This is a genomic window from Ancylomarina sp., assembly GCF_041555295.1.
Classification (GTDB): domain Bacteria; phylum Bacteroidota; class Bacteroidia; order Bacteroidales; family Marinifilaceae; genus Ancylomarina.
In genome coordinates this window covers 1-1,798 of the sequence record NZ_JBFFKR010000454.1, presented here as the reverse complement: position 1 = coordinate 1,798, position 1,798 = coordinate 1, and the positions used below count along the sequence as shown (strand labels likewise).

The 1,798-nt window shown below is 40.7% G+C and carries 1 protein-coding gene and 2 pseudogenes; all 3 read right to left on the bottom strand.

Translation table 11 applies throughout. The features are described 5' to 3' along the window. A pseudogene (locus tag ABY905_RS17025) lies at positions 1 to 512 on the bottom strand (diphosphomevalonate decarboxylase); the annotation flags it as partial. 19 nt (positions 513 to 531) lie between these two features. Continuing rightward, complete coding sequence (locus ABY905_RS17020; RefSeq protein ID WP_372646054.1) at positions 532 to 1,467, bottom strand: GYDIA family GHMP kinase; 936 nt, start codon at positions 1,465 to 1,467, stop codon at positions 532 to 534. 7 nt (positions 1,468 to 1,474) lie between these two features. After that, positions 1,475 to 1,798, bottom strand: a pseudogene (locus ABY905_RS17015) (hydroxymethylglutaryl-CoA reductase); the annotation flags it as partial.

The following is a 1,798-nucleotide window of genomic DNA, read 5'->3' as shown; positions in this document are numbered from 1 at the left end:
TCGGTATAACCTTCCATATCGCCCCAAATAGCATACTGCCCAAACACAGAACGCGACGCACTACCCGAACCTAAACGAGCAATCCGACTGGCTTTTTGAAGGAAAAAATCACGTGGCATCTCCATTTCATCAATAGCCTCTTGCATGCTACAAAGACACAAAGCCAAGGCACTCATGGCCGAAGCCGAACTGGCAATACCTGCCGAATGTGGAAAGGTATTGGAACTCGAAATCTTAAGTTGATATTTGGTCAGGCAAGGCAAATCGTTTGAAACAGAATCAATAAATTTGCTCAACTTCTCTTCAAAGGCCTTATTCTCTTTCCCTTCGAAAAGATAGATGAGATTTTTCTCACCCTCCTTTTTGGGCGAGTAGCTTAGTTCAAAACGAGAAACAGACTCCTTCAAACTCATGCTTAAAGAAGGATTGCAAGGTAGTTGCACGCCCATTTTACCCCAATATTTAATCAGAGCTATATTGGATGGGCTTTCCCATATGATTGTATTTTCCATTCTAATCTTTTTCTTGATTTTACAAATATTCTTCATCTTCGAGCACCATATTATCCCAGGGGATAAGCGTGCTTAAGCCTTTTGATTCAAAATAATTTGTTAGTGTTTTTTTATCCCAATCGCTACGGATCATAGCAAAATCACCACCCCAGGCACCCAAAGATTTTATGGAGCCTTGAAAGTCAGAAAAAGCTTTTTGCTTTAAAGTCGGTACAGCTAATATGTGGGATATGATTGTTTCATGCGATTCGATAATCTTATCGAAATCAACGGCTAATTCTGCATCTAAAAGGTGAAGAGATAAGCTGGATATTTCTTGTATTTCGAGATTATAATCTTTCTCTTGTGCCAAAAACTTCCTCACTTCATTCTCCGTTTTTTGTTTCTTTCCTAGATACAGGAAGTAAATCTGATCTTTAAAATCAGGAGAAAACAGGCAGGCTTCTGTCCAAACCTTTTTATGATGTCGTTGGAAAAGAATTGGTGTATCGCTCTGCGCACAGGCTATATCGTAACCCGATCCTTTTGAAACTCGGGCAAGCAAATCGAAGGCATCAACCTGTGCCCATTGCGCCACATTATTTATTAGTGTAGAACTCGAGCCCAAACCCCAATTTCTATTAAAATTCAGACGCGTTTCTAATCGATAGGCCAATCCGTTAAGAAAATTCGGATTCAAGACTAAAGCTTGTTTTAAGAGCTCTGCGATAAACGTTTTTTCTGACGAAAAATCTTCTGTGGGATTCAATATTTCATCTTTATTCAGATGAAATTTTAGCCACTGTTCATCATTTTCAAAGGCCTGCCAGGTCAATCCCTCATTCGTATCAGGATAAACCGAAAGCGATTGCCCATGCTGAGTAGGAACCGCCAAAGACAGGGCACCTTTTAGCACCAAATACTCCGCAGTGATTAGGAGTTTACCGTTCGAATAAAAAAACTGAGCTTGTTCCAAATCCTATTTATTTAGTGTTTCTAATGGTATTCAAAAAATTCTCAACTTCGCTATAACTCACCGTCGATTTTGCAAATCGGGTTTTAGCCATCAGCTTTTCAGCTTTATTTGCATTGAAGGCATTCAATAAATTCGACAAATGCATTTTCATGTGCCCGTGTTGAATACCCGTTGTGACCAACGAGCGAATGGCTCCAAAGTTATTGGCTAATCCGGCGGCAGCCGTCATCATCATCAGGTCTTTAGCGGAAGGATCTCCCAAGAGTTCCAATCCTAATTTTGCCAGAGGATGCAGCCTGGTTAAACCTCCCACCGTACCTAGGGCCAGTGG